The organism is Methylobacterium sp. 4-46 (assembly GCF_000019365.1).
GTDB lineage: Bacteria > Pseudomonadota > Alphaproteobacteria > Rhizobiales > Beijerinckiaceae > Methylobacterium.
The window spans coordinates 7,295,836-7,309,124 of the sequence record NC_010511.1 but is presented as its reverse complement, the minus strand read 5'-3'; the positions used below and the strand labels follow the sequence as shown (position 1 = coordinate 7,309,124).

Genomic DNA, 13,289 nt, shown 5'->3' with positions numbered 1-13,289 from the left:
AGGAGGAGCCTTGATGGCGCGCCGGCCCACCCTCGAATTCTGGTTCGAATTCGCGTCGACCTACTCCTACCTCGCGGCGATGCGGATCGAGGCGCTGGCGGAGGCGGCGGGGGTCTCCCTGCGCTGGCGGCCCTTCCTGCTCGGGCCGCTCTTCGCCGGCCAGGGCTGGTCCACCTCGCCCTTCAACCTCTACCCGGCCAAGGGCCGCGCCATGTGGCGCGACCTCGCCCGCGAGGCGGCGCGGCTCGGCCTGCCGCCGATCCGGCGGCCCGCCGAGTTCCCGCAGAACAGCCTCGCGGCGGCGCGGGTGGCGACCTACGGGGCCGAGGAGCCCTGGATCGGCGCCTTCACCCGCGCCGTCTTCGAGGCAGAATTCGCCCGAGGCCAGTCGATCGCCGAGCCCGGCAGCATCTCGGCCCTGCTGAACGGCCTCTCCCTCGACGGCCCGGGCATCGTCAAGGCGGCGACCGCCGAGCCGAACAAGAGCCGGCTGCGCGTCATCGGCGAGGAGGCGAAGTCGCGCGGCATCTTCGGCGCGCCCACCTTCCTCACCGAGGACGGCGAGCTGTTCTGGGGCAACGACAGGCTCGAACAGGCCCTGGCCTGGGCGGTGGGGGAGCGCCCGCCGGGCTTCACCTGATCCGGGGCCGGGAGCCGCAGGGAGCCCTCCGGGACGGGCGCGCGGCGCCTTGTTTCGGCCAAGCTGGGGCGGCACCCCTGCCGTCCTGGTCCGAACCGGTTCCCCCGATGCGTCTCTCCCGCCGCTCCTTCCTCGCCGCGCTCGCCGCCTCCGCCGCCCCGGCCCGGGCGCAGGAGGACCCCGCCGGCGAGGGCCAATGGTACCCGCTCACCGGGGATGACGGGCGCCCGGTCGCCAACCGCCGCCTGCCCGGGGAACTCGTCTCCGAGATCGAGGCCCTGCCCGGGATCGTGCTGGCCGGCAGCGCGACGCCCGACATCACCCTCTACGAGTTCTTCGACTTCAACTGCCCCTGGTGCCGGGCGGCCTCCCGCGACCTCGACTCCCTGCTCCGGGCCCGCCCGACCCTGCGGATCGGCCTCGTCCAGAACCCGATCCTGTCGCCGCGCTCGGCGCAGGCCGCCAAGGTCGCGCTCGCCCTGCAGCGGCGGGCCGGCCCGGCCGCGTCCTTCGCCCTCTACCGGGACCTCCTCGGCCGCCCCGGCGCGATCGACGGGCCGGCCTCCCTCAACGCCGCCCGCGCGCTCGGCCACGACCGCGCCGCCCTGGCGGAAGAGGCCGATTCGACCCTGGTCGGGCGGGCGCTCGCGACCCAGATGCGGCTGGCCGCCGACCTTGGCCTTTCGGCTACCCCGTCCTACGTGGTGGGGACGACCGCGCTCCTCGGCCATCCCGGCGGGCGGACCCTCGCCCGCATCCTGGCCAGCGTCGAGACCTGCGACACCGTTGTGTGCAACACGGAAAGTCCCGGCTGAGCGCCCCCGGCCGGCCCTCTCCAACCCGCTGAACCGGTTGCCGGAAGCGCCCCGGCCCGGCCCCAGGCGTCGCCTTGCGCCCCCCGTGAACCCATGCTAGGCCCGCGCCGCGCCGGGGAGGGGGGCTTCCGGTCCGGCGCCTTCCCATCATCGACGGGCCGCGCCGCCGAGCCGGCGAGGGGCGGAAGCGGGACCCGGCGGCCCAGGTAGAGAGAGAGCGCTGGTGGCTCAGAACGGATCGGAATCGGGTTCCACCCTGGGCGGCGTCGCGGGGCGCTACGCCTCGGCCCTGTTCGAACTGGCGCGCGACGAGCGCGCCGTGGACGCAGTCACCGAGGGGCTCGACCGGTTCGACGCGCTGCTGCGCGAGAGCGCCGACCTGCAGCGCCTGGTGCGCAGCCCCGTCTTCAGCACCGAGGAGCAGGTCAAGGCGGTCGAGGCGGTGCTGGCCCGCGCCGGCATCACCGGCCTGGCGGCCAATTTCATCCGCCTCGCGGCCGCCAACCGCCGGCTGTTCGTGCTCCCCGACATGATCCGGGCCTACCGGGTGCTGGTGCGCGAGGCCAAGGGCATCGTCCGGGCCGAGGTGCGGCTCGCCGAACCCCCCTCCGACGCCGTGCTGGAGGAGATCAAGGCCTCCCTGCGCGACGTCGCCCGCGCGGAGGTCGAGCTCGACCTGCGCGTCGACCCGAGCCTGATCGGCGGCATCGTGGTCAAGCTCGGCAGCCGCATGGTCGACGCCTCGCTGCGCACCAGGCTCAACAGCATCCGCCTCGCGATGCGGGACGCGCGCTGAGGGCACCGAGCCCCCGCGCGATCCGCCCCTGACACACACTCGAACGAGAGAAGGTCCGACGATGGACATCCGAGCCGCTGAGATCTCCGCGATCCTGAAGGAGCAGATCAAGAACTTCGGCCAGGAGGCCGAGGTCACCGAGGTCGGCCAGGTCCTGTCGGTCGGCGACGGCATCGCCCGCGTCTACGGCCTCGACAACGTCCAGGCCGGCGAGATGGTCGAGTTCGAGTCGGGCGTGCGCGGCATGGCCCTGAACCTCGAGCAGGACAATGTCGGCGTCGTCATCTTCGGCGTCGACCGCGACATCAAGGAAGGCCAGACCGTCAAGCGCACCGGCGCCATCGTGGACGTCCCGGTCGGCAAGGGCCTGCTCGGCCGCGTCGTCGACGCGCTCGGCAACCCGATCGACGGAAAGGGCCCGATCGTCTCGACCGAGCGCCGCCGCGTCGACGTCAAGGCTCCCGGCATCATCCCGCGCAAGTCGGTGCACGAGCCGATGGCCACCGGCCTGAAGTCGGTCGACGCGCTGATCCCGATCGGCCGCGGCCAGCGCGAGCTGATCATCGGCGACCGTCAGACCGGCAAGACCGCCATCGCGCTCGACACCATCCTCAACCAGAAGCCGGCCCACGAGGGCACCGACGAGAAGGCCAAGCTCTACTGCGTCTACGTCGCGGTGGGCCAGAAGCGCTCGACCGTCGCCCAGTTCGTCAAGGTGCTGGAGGATAACGGCGCGCTCGACTACTCGATCGTGATCGCCGCCACCGCCTCCGACCCGGCGCCGATGCAGTTCCTGGCGCCGTTCTCCGGCTGCGCCATGGGCGAGTTCTTCCGCGACAACGGCATGCACGCCGTGATCATCTACGACGACCTGTCCAAGCAGGCCGTCGCCTACCGCCAGATGTCGCTGCTGCTGCGCCGCCCGCCGGGCCGCGAGGCCTATCCGGGCGACGTGTTCTACCTGCATTCCCGGCTGCTAGAGCGCGCCGCCAAGATGGGCGACGCCGCCGGCGCCGGCTCGCTGACCGCCCTGCCGGTCATCGAGACGCAGGCCAACGACGTCTCGGCCTACATCCCGACCAACGTGATCTCGATCACCGACGGCCAGATCTTCCTGGAGACCGACCTGTTCTACCAGGGCGTGCGCCCGGCGGTGAATGTCGGCCTCTCGGTCTCGCGCGTCGGCTCGGCGGCCCAGACCAAGGCGATGAAGAAGGTCGCCGGCAAGATCAAGGGCGAGCTCGCGCAGTACCGCGAGATGGCGGCCTTCGCGCAGTTCGGCTCCGACCTCGACGCGGCGACCCAGCGCCTGCTGAACCGCGGCTCGCGCCTGACCGAGCTCCTGAAGCAGCCGCAATTCTCGCCGCTCAAGATGGAGGAGCAGGTCGCGGTGATCTACGCCGGCGTGAACGGCTACCTCGACGCGATCCCGGTCAACCGGGTGCGCGCCTTCGAGGACGGGCTGCTCTCGACCCTGCGCGGCCGGCACGCCGACCTCCTGGAGACGATCCGGACCTCCAAGGACCTCGGCGACGACGCGGCGGCCAAGCTGAAGGGCGTGGTCGAGTCCTTCGCCAAGTCCTTCTCGTAACCCGGCACGAGCCCTGAGGGACCCCCGATGCCGAGTCTGAAGGACCTGCGCAACCGCATCGCCTCGGTGAAGGCGACCCAGAAGATCACCAAGGCGATGCAGATGGTGGCGGCGGCCAAGCTCCGCCGCGCGCAGAATGCGGCGGAGAACGCCCGGCCCTACGCGGAGCGGATGGCCGCCGTCCTCGGCAACCTCGCCACGAACCTGACGCCCGGGGCGGAGACGCCCCGGCTCCTGTCGGGCACGGGCGCCGACCGGGTCCACCTGCTGCTCGTCTGCACCGCGGAGCGCGGCCTCTGCGGCGCCTTCAACTCCTCGATCGCGCGCCTCGCGCGCGATCACGCCCGCCGCCTCACCGCGGAGGGCCGGACGGTCAAGATCATCTGCGTCGGCAAGAAGGGCTACGACATCCTGCGCCGCGAGTTCCGCGACCAGATCGTCGAGCTGATCGAGCTGCGCGGCGTGCGCCAGCTCGGCTTCGACAATGCCGAGACGATCGCCCAGAACCTGCTCGGCCGCTTCGAGGCGGGCGAGTTCGACATCGCGACCCTGTTCTACTCGCGTTTCCGGTCGGTGATCGTGCAGATCCCGACCGCGCAGCAGATCATCCCGGCCGAGATCCCGCCGGCCGGCGAGGCCGCGCAGACCGACGCCGCCTACGAGTACGAGCCGGACGAGGGCGAGATCCTGGCGGCGCTGCTGCCGAAGAACCTCACCGTCCAGATCCTCCGGGCGCTCCTGGAGAACGCCGCCTCCGAGCAGGGCGCGCGCATGAGCGCCATGGACAACGCGACCCGCAACGCCGGCGAGATGATCAAGAAGCAGACGCTGGTCTACAACCGGACCCGTCAGGCCCAGATCACCAAGGAGCTGATCGAGATCATCTCCGGCGCCGAGGCGCTCTGACCGCTCATTCCAGGGAATTCATCAGATGGCGAACACTGCGACTCCCGGCGTCGGCTCGAACAAGGTCGGCCACATCACCCAGGTCATCGGCGCGGTCGTCGACGTGCAGTTCGAGGGTCACCTGCCCGAGATCCTGAACGCGCTCGAGACCAAGAACCAGGGCAACCGCCTCGTCCTCGAAGTGGCGATGCAGCTCGGCGAGAGCACCGTGCGCTGCATCGCCATGGACACGTCCGAGGGTCTGGTGCGCGGCCAGGAGGTCATCGACACCGGCGCCCCGATCAAGGTCCCGGTCGGCGCCAACACGCTCGGCCGCATCATGAACGTGATCGGCGAGCCGATCGACGAGGCCGGCGCGATCGAGGCCCAGAGCTTCCGCGCCATCCACCAGCCGGCCCCGAGCTACGCCGAGCAGTCGACCGAGGCGCAGATCCTGGTCACCGGCATCAAGGTCGTCGACCTGCTCGCGCCCTACGCCAAGGGCGGCAAGATCGGCCTGTTCGGCGGCGCCGGCGTCGGCAAGACCGTGCTGATCATGGAGCTCATCAACAACATCGCGAAGGCCCATTCGGGCTACTCGGTCTTCGCGGGCGTGGGCGAGCGGACCCGCGAGGGCAACGACCTCTACCACGAGATGATCGAGTCCAAGGTCAACATGGACCCGAAGGAGCACGGCTCCGCCGAGGGCTCCAAGTGCGCCCTGGTCTACGGCCAGATGAACGAGCCCCCGGGCGCCCGCGCCCGCGTCGCGCTGACCGGCCTCACCGTCGCGGAGCATTTCCGCGACGAGGGCCAGGACGTGCTGTTCTTCGTCGACAACATCTTCCGCTTCACGCAGGCGGGTTCCGAGGTGTCGGCGCTGCTCGGCCGCATCCCCTCGGCGGTGGGCTATCAGCCGACGCTCGCCACCGACATGGGCGCCCTGCAGGAGCGCATCACCACCACGACGAAGGGCTCGATCACCTCGGTCCAGGCGATCTACGTGCCGGCCGACGACCTGACCGACCCGGCCCCGGCCACCTCCTTCGCCCACCTCGACGCCACGACCGTGCTGTCGCGCTCGATCGCCGAGAAGGGCATCTACCCGGCGGTGGACCCGCTCGACTCGACCTCGCGCATGCTCTCGCCGACCATCCTGGGCGAGGAGCACTACGCCACCGCCCGCCGGGTGCAGCAGGTGCTGCAGCGCTACAAGGCGCTCCAGGACATCATCGCGATCCTGGGCATGGACGAGCTGTCCGAGGAGGACAAGCTGACGGTGGCCCGCGCCCGCAAGATCGAGCGCTTCCTCAGCCAGCCCTTCCACGTGGCCGAGGTCTTCACCGGCTCGCCCGGCAAGCTCGTGGCCCTCGAGGACACGATCAAGGGCTTCAAGGGCTTGGTCGAGGGTGAGTACGACCACCTGCCGGAGGCGGCCTTCTACATGGTGGGCACGATCGAGGAGGCGGTCGAGAAGGCCCAGCGCCTCGCCGCGGCCTGATCGCCACGGTTCGCCTGACCGAACGGGGATCGGGCTCGCGCCCGGTCCCCGTTCCGCGACCGAAACCCGGGCCCGCCCCAACCGGAACTGACCTCATCCCATGGCCACTTTCCAGTTCGATCTCGTCGGCCCCGAGCGGGTCATCTATTCGGGCGCGGTCGACGCCGTGCAGCTGCCCGGTTCCGAGGGCGAGATGACCGTCCTGCCGGGCCACGCCCCGGTCCTGACCACCCTCAAGACCGGCGTGCTGGTCATCACCGAGGGCCCTCAGCACGGCAAGCGCGTGCTGGTGCGCGGGGGCTTCGCGGAGATCAACGCGACCGGCCTGATCGTGATCGCCGAGCGCGCGACGCCGGTGGAGGAGCTCACGCCCGAGAGCATCGACGCGGAGATCGCCAACGTCGAGACCCTGCGCGACGCCACGGACGACCTCGACAAGCGCCGCGACTTCGACATGCAGATCGCGCAGCTGCGGGAGTCGAAGGAGACGCTGAAGTTCTGATCCGGGATCCGCTTGATCGACGCGGATCCCGCATCACCCCTCTCCCGCCCGGGCGAGGGGTTTTTCGTGCGCGGCCTCGGCCGCGAGCCGCGCCGCCACGGTCGCGGCCAGGGCCGCCGCCTGGCCGCGGATGTCGGGCACGGCGGTGCATTCCCAGAGCGTGCCGCGCAGGAGCGGTCCCAGGGTCCAGAGCGGTCGCCCGGCCGTGCCGTCGGCCCCGATGAGCGCGAGATCCTCCGCGGCGGCGAGGCCGAGGCCGTGCGCGTCGGGCCGGACGACGCCGCGCTGCATCAGGCGGCGCAGGAGCGGGTCGTCGCTGCGCGCCACGCTGGCGACGCCCGACGCGTCGAGGATCCGCTGCACAGCCAGGTCGCGCGGCGTCGGCGCGCCCCGCTCCCGAATCCGCACCAGCGCGAAGCCGGCCTGATCCGCCACCGCCTCGACCCGGCCCCGCAGGATCGACAGCCCGCCGGCTTCGCGCTCCCGCGCGATGATCTCGGCCGCGGGCGGCGCCATCCGGTGGCGATGCACGTCCCAGACGCTGCGCAGGTGGCGCAGGAAGCGCCGCTGCTCCGCCTCCGGCAGGCCGCGCCAGAGCGCGACGCTGCCGGCGCGCAGCCCGTCGATCACGCCGCGCCAGTCGCTGCCCGCGGCGGCCGCCCGCGCCGCCTCGGCGCGCAGGCGGCGGAGCAGGAGCCGCGCGGAGAGCCGCTCCGCCTCGCTCAGGGCGGGGGCCGGCCAGGGCGCGGCCGGCGCGTGGACCTGCGGCAGGTAGCCGTGGCGGGAGAGGGCGAGGACCGGCCCGGGGAAGCCGCGCCGCCGGAGCGCCGCCACCGCGTCCACCATGGTGAGCCCGGTGCCGACGACGAGCACCGGCATGTCCGCCCGCAGCCCGTCGAGGGGAGCCTCGTCCCAGGGATCGAGGCGGTAGCGCGTGGTCCAGTCGCGGCCGCCGCGGAGTTTGCCGCAGGCGAGGATGACCCCGCTCACGGCCCTCACCCGCCCGGCCGCCAGGGTCAGGCGGAAACCCTCGGGGGCGGGGGCGAGGTCGACTACCGCGTCGTTCTCCAGGAGCAGGCGCGGCGACGCCTCCCCGGTCAGCGCCCCGACGAGGAGCTCGGTCAGGTAGCGCCCGTAGAGGCCGCGCGCGGCGAACACCCCCGCCGGCGTCGCGCGGATGCAGGCGAGGTCGTCGAGGCCGCAGCGTTCGAGCCAGCGCGAGAAATCCTCCGGCGCGTCCGGGAAGGCGCTCATGTTGGCGGCGCGGACGTTGAGGAGGTGGTCCGGACAGCCCGTCGCGTAGGCGAGGCCGCGGGCGAAGACCGCCGACTGCTCGCAGAGCAGCACCTGCCGCCCCGGCGGCAGCAGCCGGCTCAGGTGCAGGGCCGCCATGGTGCCGCTGAAGCCGGCACCGATCACCGCCACGGGAAGCTGGGGCATCGCTCGGTCCTCCGCCGAAACGCTCTCGCGACACCTGGGAGCGGCCCGCCGCCGGGCAGCCCGCGCCGGCCAGCCCGCGCCGGCCAGCCCCCGCCGGCCAGCCCCCGCCGGCCAAGCATCGTCCGCCGAGGGGATCACCGGTCCGGCGGCAGGATTGAGGCGGGAACGCGAGCCTCAGCCAGATCCCCGCGAGCCGTTGCGCTCAGGCGCCGGTCTCCGTCTCCTGGCAGCGGATCAGCCGCGTCGGGCTCACCTCCGCCTCCGGCACCGCCAGCCGGAACGCGCCGGTCTCGGGGTCGCGCACCCGCAGCTGGCCGGTCGCGATGCCGAAATGCGCCCCGTGCAGCTGGAGCCGTCCCCGCTCGACCAGGATCTTCACGCAAGGGAAGGTCATCAGGTTCTTGAGGCTGTTCGCCACCGTGGCGTATTCGAGCCGCTCCAGGTAATCCCCCCCGTCGCCGGGACCGAGCCGCTCGGCGGCCGGGGCGATCAGCGACACCCAGCGGCCGATGAAGTCGCCCGGCGAGAGCGGCGCCGCGTCGTCCGCGAAGGCCCGCACGCCGCCGCAGCGGGCGTGCCCCAGCACCACGATGTGCTTCACCTTGAGGGCCTGGACGGCGTATTCGAGCGCCGCCGAGGTGCCGTGATACTCGCCGCCCGTCTCGAAGGGCGGCACGAGGTTGGCGACGTTGCGCACCACGAACAGCTCGCCCGGGCGCGCGTCGAAGACCACCTCGGGCGAGACCCGGCTGTCGCAGCAGCTGATCACCATGATCTCGGGGCTCTGGCCCTCCGCGAGGGATTCGTAGCGCCCCCGCTCCCGCGCGAAGCGGTCGTCCAGGAAGGCGCGGTAGCCTTGGGTGAGGATTTCGGGAAGCATGGGCGGGCTCGTCGTCGAAGAGGGGGATGCAAGTGGCACGCCTGCCCGGGGCGCCGCCCCGGGACCCGGCGGAGGGATCTCTCCCTGTCCAAACCCAACTAGGCGGCCCCCGGCCCCCAGGCGAGGTGGACTTCCGTCACCGCCTCGCCCGCCAGGATCCGGCGGGCCAGGGCCGCGAGGCCGGCGGGCTCCACGCGCTCGCGCGTCGTCTCCAGCGCGTCGAGGGACCACCAGCGGGTGCCGAGCACCGGGTTGTCCTCCGTCTCGGCGAGGCGCGCGGTGTCGATCGCGTCGCTCGGCAGCCGCACCACGAAGTAGCGCTCATGGGCGATGCGCGGCTTGGTGAACAGGGTGAAGGGCCCGTCGCAGCGCGCGACGAGGGGGCCGAGCGGGGCGTTCTCGACCCCGATCTCCTCGTGCAGCTCCCGCCGGCAGGCCTCCTCGGGCGTCTCGCCGGGCTCGATGCCGCCGCCCGGCATGAACCAGAAGCGGCGCTCCCCGGGCCGGGCGGGATCGACGTCCCGCACCGCCTGGTAGGCGATGAGCAGCAGGCGGTCCTGCGGGTCGAAGACCAGGGCGCGGGCGATGTCGCGGGTCGGCAGGGTCATGGCGAGGGCTCGTCGGGCAGGAGGGTCCAGATCGCGGCGGGCAGGCCGTGCGCGTCGCGCTCCGGCGGATCGGGATAGGACAGGGCGCGCCCGCGCGCGATCCCCCGCGCCACCACGAGCGCCGCCAGCGCGTCGAGGAGGTCGTCGGCCCTGGCGCCCCGCGGCGGCGGGCCGGCGATCGCCGCCTCCGGCAGCCCGGCGCGGGCGAGGAGGGCCCGCCGGAGGGCCGCGCCGCCCTTCGTGCGCTTCGCCTCCGGCAGGGGCGCGCCATTGAGCACCGCGAAGGCGAGTTCGGGATGCACCTCGCGGACGCGCTCGCGCAGCTCCGCCCGCGCCCGCAGCAGCGCGTCGACGGCGCGGATGCGCGGGAACAGGGCGTTGGCGGGCGGGGAGGGCGCGAAGGGCTGGCGATCCCCCTGCCGGGACAGGGCGATCGCCGCCGCGTAGTCCGGCGCCTGGACCACCGCGCGGGACGAGGTCGGGAAGACCGAGGCCCGGCGGGGCCCGAGCAGCGGCCGGACCAGCTGCTCGGCGAGGCGGCCGCCGGCGCCGACGCGCTCCGGCAGGCCGATCGGGATGTCGATGGCGACGATGGCGGGCGCCTCGGGCCCGTCGCAGAGCGACGCGAGATCCGGCAGCACGCGCAGGCGCACGGGGGCGCCGGCCGCCAGGGGCTGGAAGGCGGCGATCCAGCCGCCCGGGCAGCCGTCGACGCCCGCGACCCAGGCCGTCATCGCCGCGGGCGCGTCACCTCAGGAGGCGTACTTGACCGAGCAGCCGTAGGGCCGCGCGGACTTCACCGTGACCGGCTTGCCGGCCGCGATCTCGGTGAGCGCCGCGTCGACGAGGTTGTGCGCGGTCCCGAGATCGGCGGGGTTCACGGAGGGCTTGTCGTCGATGCCGCCCATGTAGGCCAGCTCGCCGTCGCCCCGGATGACGAACATGTGGGGCGTCGTCTGCGCCCCGTAGGCGCGCCCCATCCGCCCCTGCGGATCGAGCAGCACGGCGGTCGGGACGGCGCCGCGCTCCGCGTTCAGGCGCTTGGCGCCGGCACCGTCCAGCGCGCCCTGCTCGCCGGGGGCCGAGGAGATCACCGCGAGCCAGACCACGCCCTGGCCGGTCCACTTCCTCTGCAGGGCCTGCATCGCCTTCGCCCCGTAGTGCTTCTGCACGAAGGGGCATTCGTGGTTCGTCCATTCGAGGACGACCGTCCTGCCCTTGAAGTCGTCGAGGGAGACGGTGCGCCCGTCGGCATCGCTCGCCTGGAAGGCGGGGGCGGGCCTGTCCACCACCGGGGCGGCGGCGGCCGGGCCTGCCAGGGTCAGCAGGGCCGTCAGGGCGGCCGCCGCGAGAGCGGGCACCGCGGAAGCGGCCGGCGCGCAGGCGGCCAAGCGGGTCGTCGGCTGCATCGGTCGGGTCACTCCTTGGCGGGCGAGGCGGCGCCGAGGGCGGCGGCGCGCCGCGGCGGCGCGACCCCGTCGAGGGCCGCCAGCAAGCTGGATTCGGTCAGGATCTGCGGCAGCACCTGCGCGTCGCCGGGGCCGCGATAGAGCAGGTAGAGCGGCACGCCCGACCGGCCATGGGCCTCCAGCACGCGGGTGATCTCGGGGTTCTGGTTGGTCCAGTCGCCCTTCAGGTAGGCGATGTTCCGGGCCCGGAAGGCCTCCCGCACGGCGGCGGTGGCGAGCGAGGTGCGCTCGTTGACCTGGCAGGTGATGCACCACGCCGCCGTCACGTTGAGGAAGACCGGCCGTCCCTCGGCGAGGAGCCCGTCGAGCCGCGCCTGGGTGAAGGGCTCCGGCCCGCCGGCGACCGTCACCGGGGCGGCCACCGCCCGGTCCCGGTCGAGGGCGGCGGCGATCATGCCGAGGGCAACCACGCCGACGAGGGCCGCCGCCTGCGCCAGCCTCCGCCCGACCGGCCCGGCGGCGCGGGCGCGATCGAGGACGAAGGCGCAGAAGCCGATCAGCACGAAGCCGATGAGCGCGAGGAACAGCCCGGCCGGGCCGACCTGCTGGCTCAGCACCCAGACCAGCCACGCCACCGTCGCGTAGAGCGGGAAGGCGAGGAAGCCCTTGAGGGTCTCCATCCAGGCGCCGGGCCGCGGCAGGCGGCGCAGGCCGGCGGGCCACAGGGTGAGGAGCAGGAAGGGCAGGGCGAGGCCGAGGCCGAGCGCGGCGAAGATCGCGAGGCCGAGGGCGGCGCCCTGGGTCAGCGCGAAGCCGACCGCCGCCGCCATGAACGGCGCCGTGCAGGGCGTGGCGACGATCGTGGCGAGGACGCCGGTGAAGAACGAGCCTTCGAGCCCCGCCCGCCGGGTCAGCCCGTCGCCGAGCCCGACGATGCCGCCGCCGATCGGCAGCGCCCCCGACAGGCTCAGGCCCATCGCGAAGAGCAGGTAGGCGAGGCCCGCCACCACCAGGGGCGATTGCAGCTGGAAGCCCCAGCCGATCTGCGCGCCGCCGGCCCGCAGCGCGATCAGGAGCCCGGCGAGGCCCAGGAAGGCCCCGAGCACGCCCGCCGTGTAGGCGAGCCCGTGCCGGCGCAGCTGCGCGGCGCTCTCGCCCGATTGCCGCACGAGGCCGAGCACCTTGATCGACAGGACCGGGAAGACGCAGGGCATCAGGTTGAGGAGGAGGCCGCCGAGGAACGCGAGCAGGGCCGCCTGCCAGAGGCCGGCCGGCGCCTCCCCGGCGGGCCGCGGCGCCGCCTCGGGCGGGGCGGCGGGGGCGGGCCCGGCGCTTGCGGGCGCCGCGCTGACGGGCGCGGCGGGCGCCTCCCCGAGGGCGAAGGCGTGGCGGACCGGGCCGTCCGGCGCGTCCTCGGTCAGGGTCAGCACGCCGTCGAGGCGCCCGAGAGGCCCGGCGGGCGCGAGGTTGCTGCGCGTCAGCGCGACGTGGAGCCCGGCCGCGTCGACCGCGACCTTCTGGGGCGCGGCGTGCGTGATCGCGGCCTCCGCGTACGGGAAGAAGGCGAGGTCGCGGATCGAGCCCGGCTTCAGGCCGGGCGCGTCGAGGTGGAGGGTGAGGGCGTCGCCGTCCTCGGTCAGGCGGGAGGGCCAGGGCGAGGGTTTCGGCAGGGCGGCGCGGGCGGCCGCGAACCGGTCGCGCTGGCGCGGGTCGGGCCGCGGGCTGATGCCGGGCGGGGCCACCGGCAGGGTCGCGGCGACGAGCGCCTCGCCCGGGATGCATTCCCGCTCGCAGACGAGGTAGGAGACCTTCGCCCGCACCGTCACGCCGGCGCCGTCGAGGCGCGCGGGCGGGGTCAGGGTCGTGGTCAGGACGGTCTCGCCCTCGTAGCCGAAATTGACGAGGTCGCCGACCGGGATGCGGGACGGCGCCGGCCACGCGATCGGCCCGGCCTCGAAGCCCTCCGGCAGGGTCCAGGCGATCTCGGGGGCGAGGCCGGAATCCCCGGGATTGCGCCAGTAGACGTGCCAGTGCGGCTTCATGGTGAGCCGCACGCCCACCGTGAAGGGCTCTCCGGGCGCCACGGCGCTCGGCTCGGCCACGAGTTCGGCCCGCACGAGGTCGGCGTATCGCGGGTTCGCCCGCGGCGCCTGGGCGGCGGCGGGGAGGGTGAGGGCCGCGAGGGCGAGGAGCAGCGACGGGAGACGGTGCATCGGAACCTT

Annotated in this window: 13 protein-coding genes; 7 read left to right on the top strand and 6 right to left on the bottom strand. The window is 73.6% G+C overall.

The genetic code is table 11. From position 1 onward, the window contains the following. Window positions 1–13: 13 nt before the first annotated feature. From M446_RS32160 to atpC, 7 genes are all read left to right on the top strand, one after another. Complete coding sequence (locus M446_RS32160; RefSeq protein WP_012336270.1) at window positions 14–640, top strand: 2-hydroxychromene-2-carboxylate isomerase; 627 nt, start codon at window positions 14–16, stop codon at window positions 638–640. A 107-nt stretch (window positions 641–747) separates the two neighbouring features. Next, a complete protein-coding gene (locus tag M446_RS32155; RefSeq protein ID WP_012336269.1) occupies window positions 748–1,455 on the top strand; it encodes a DsbA family protein in 708 nt (235 codons plus the stop codon). A 223-nt stretch (window positions 1,456–1,678) separates the two neighbouring features. Further along, window positions 1,679–2,251, top strand: coding sequence for a F0F1 ATP synthase subunit delta (locus tag M446_RS32150; protein WP_012336268.1), 573 nt, complete (start codon window positions 1,679–1,681; stop codon window positions 2,249–2,251). Between the two features lie 61 nt (window positions 2,252–2,312). Continuing rightward, window positions 2,313–3,842, top strand: a complete 1,530-nt coding sequence (gene atpA, locus M446_RS32145; RefSeq protein WP_012336267.1) for a F0F1 ATP synthase subunit alpha — start codon at window positions 2,313–2,315, stop codon at window positions 3,840–3,842. Between the two features lie 27 nt (window positions 3,843–3,869). Continuing rightward, window positions 3,870–4,748, top strand: coding sequence for a F0F1 ATP synthase subunit gamma (locus tag M446_RS32140; protein ID WP_012336266.1), 879 nt, complete (start codon window positions 3,870–3,872; stop codon window positions 4,746–4,748). Between the two features lie 25 nt (window positions 4,749–4,773). Then, a complete protein-coding gene (gene atpD / locus M446_RS32135) occupies window positions 4,774–6,228 on the top strand; it encodes a F0F1 ATP synthase subunit beta (protein ID WP_012336265.1) in 1,455 nt (484 codons plus the stop codon). A 100-nt stretch (window positions 6,229–6,328) separates the two neighbouring features. Then, window positions 6,329–6,730, top strand: coding sequence for an ATP synthase F1 subunit epsilon (atpC, locus tag M446_RS32130; RefSeq protein ID WP_012336264.1), 402 nt, complete (start codon window positions 6,329–6,331; stop codon window positions 6,728–6,730). A gap of 33 nt (window positions 6,731–6,763) precedes the next feature. On the opposite strand, the gene M446_RS32125 is transcribed toward atpC, so the two are convergent. The 6 genes from M446_RS32125 to M446_RS32100 all read right to left on the bottom strand — a co-directional run bounded on the left by M446_RS32125 (window position 6,764) and on the right by M446_RS32100 (window position 13,280). Then, window positions 6,764–8,170, bottom strand: a complete 1,407-nt coding sequence (locus tag M446_RS32125; RefSeq protein WP_012336263.1) for an FAD/NAD(P)-binding protein — start codon at window positions 8,168–8,170, stop codon at window positions 6,764–6,766. Window positions 8,171–8,372: 202 nt separating this feature from the next. Continuing rightward, window positions 8,373–9,050: a carbonic anhydrase gene (locus M446_RS32120; protein ID WP_012336262.1), complete on the bottom strand. Its 678-nt coding sequence runs from the start codon at window positions 9,048–9,050 to the stop codon at window positions 8,373–8,375. Window positions 9,051–9,148: 98 nt separating this feature from the next. Further along, the gene (locus M446_RS32115; RefSeq protein WP_012336261.1) at window positions 9,149–9,658 is read right to left on the bottom strand and encodes an NUDIX hydrolase; all 510 of its coding nucleotides are present in this window, start codon (window positions 9,656–9,658) and stop codon (window positions 9,149–9,151) included. Then, window positions 9,655–10,392: a DUF429 domain-containing protein gene (locus M446_RS32110; RefSeq protein ID WP_012336260.1), complete on the bottom strand. Its 738-nt coding sequence runs from the start codon at window positions 10,390–10,392 to the stop codon at window positions 9,655–9,657. The genes M446_RS32115 and M446_RS32110 overlap by 4 nt, the downstream gene beginning before the upstream one ends. A gap of 18 nt (window positions 10,393–10,410) precedes the next feature. Further along, window positions 10,411–11,067 (bottom strand): thioredoxin family protein, encoded by a 657-nt coding sequence (locus M446_RS32105; protein WP_012336259.1) that lies wholly within the window; start codon window positions 11,065–11,067, stop codon window positions 10,411–10,413. An 8-nt stretch (window positions 11,068–11,075) separates the two neighbouring features. Then, window positions 11,076–13,280 (bottom strand): protein-disulfide reductase DsbD family protein, encoded by a 2,205-nt coding sequence (locus tag M446_RS32100; protein WP_012336258.1) that lies wholly within the window; start codon window positions 13,278–13,280, stop codon window positions 11,076–11,078. Between the last annotated feature and the right edge of the window lie 9 nt (window positions 13,281–13,289).

What these genes read in the sequence shown, in the direction of transcription:
- M446_RS32160 (WP_012336270.1), top strand. Translation starts at nt 14, where the DNA reads ATGGCGCGCCGGCCCACCCTCGAATTCTGGTTCGAATTCGCGTCGACC.
- M446_RS32155 (WP_012336269.1), top strand. Translation starts at nt 748, where the DNA reads ATGCGTCTCTCCCGCCGCTCCTTCCTCGCCGCGCTCGCCGCCTCCGCC.
- atpA (WP_012336267.1), top strand. Translation starts at nt 2,313, where the DNA reads ATGGACATCCGAGCCGCTGAGATCTCCGCGATCCTGAAGGAGCAGATC.
- M446_RS32140 (WP_012336266.1), top strand. Translation starts at nt 3,870, where the DNA reads ATGCCGAGTCTGAAGGACCTGCGCAACCGCATCGCCTCGGTGAAGGCG.
- atpD (WP_012336265.1), top strand. Translation starts at nt 4,774, where the DNA reads ATGGCGAACACTGCGACTCCCGGCGTCGGCTCGAACAAGGTCGGCCAC.
- atpC (WP_012336264.1), top strand. Translation starts at nt 6,329, where the DNA reads ATGGCCACTTTCCAGTTCGATCTCGTCGGCCCCGAGCGGGTCATCTAT.
- M446_RS32125 (WP_012336263.1), bottom strand. Translation starts at nt 8,170, where the DNA reads ATGCCCCAGCTTCCCGTGGCGGTGATCGGTGCCGGCTTCAGCGGCACC.
- M446_RS32120 (WP_012336262.1), bottom strand. Translation starts at nt 9,050, where the DNA reads ATGCTTCCCGAAATCCTCACCCAAGGCTACCGCGCCTTCCTGGACGAC.
- M446_RS32115 (WP_012336261.1), bottom strand. Translation starts at nt 9,658, where the DNA reads ATGACCCTGCCGACCCGCGACATCGCCCGCGCCCTGGTCTTCGACCCG.
- M446_RS32110 (WP_012336260.1), bottom strand. Translation starts at nt 10,392, where the DNA reads ATGACGGCCTGGGTCGCGGGCGTCGACGGCTGCCCGGGCGGCTGGATC.
- M446_RS32105 (WP_012336259.1), bottom strand. Translation starts at nt 11,067, where the DNA reads ATGCAGCCGACGACCCGCTTGGCCGCCTGCGCGCCGGCCGCTTCCGCG.
- M446_RS32100 (WP_012336258.1), bottom strand. Translation starts at nt 13,280, where the DNA reads ATGCACCGTCTCCCGTCGCTGCTCCTCGCCCTCGCGGCCCTCACCCTC.